Here is a 665-nt window from a genome sequence, read left to right as displayed (position 1 = left end):
ATGGAATTCCCGCTAACATTCAAAAGTTTTTCGATACTCTACAGCAGTACGACGGTTTTATTATTGCCTCCCCGGAACATAATGGACTAGTTCCAGCTGTTTTCAAAAATACCATTGATTGGTTATCAAGAATAAACATGAAGTTTCTAGGAGATAAGCCTCTAGTATTATTAAGCGCATCACCTGGCGGATATGGAGGAGCAAATAATCTGAATGTCTTAAAAAACCTTGTCCCTTGGTGGGGAGGTCAATTGGTGGCAGATTATAGTATTGGAAATTATTTTGAAAAAATTGATCCTAATACCCAAACCATAAATAATGAAGAGGATATTAAAAACCTTAAATCAGCAGTCGGAAAATTGGAAGAGGCGCTAAAGACTGTTGTTAGTGCTTAATTATTTTATTTCATGACCCCAATCCTATTAAGATTATAATAAAAACGGACAGCTAAAAATATAGCTGTCCGTTTTCTATTAAATAAAGGTTATTCGATAAAATATCTACTTCTTTGTGAATAGACAGTCCTATTTACAACTTATCTACAAATTTCAGATCCATTAAGCCATTACCCAATCTCAATTAGTATTCTTCCGCAAAAGTTTAAATAAACGGGCGTTCAGGGCTCTGTTGACACATTTTTTCATCCCTGCTGGTGAAGTTTGGGT

At 35.0% G+C, this 665-nt stretch carries 1 protein-coding gene; it reads left to right on the top strand.

The features are described 5' to 3' along the window. On the top strand, positions 1–395 hold a 395-nt coding region (locus E1171_RS00405), incomplete at its 5' end, for an NADPH-dependent FMN reductase (protein ID WP_155203018.1). Between the last annotated feature and the right edge of the window lie 270 nt (positions 396–665).

The sequence above is a fragment of the Xanthovirga aplysinae genome (genome assembly GCF_009711365.1).
Taxonomy (GTDB): Bacteria; Bacteroidota; Bacteroidia; order Cytophagales; family Cyclobacteriaceae; genus Xanthovirga; species Xanthovirga aplysinae.
The sequence above is the reverse complement of the archived record's forward strand: the minus strand, read 5'-3'. Positions and strand labels throughout refer to the sequence as shown.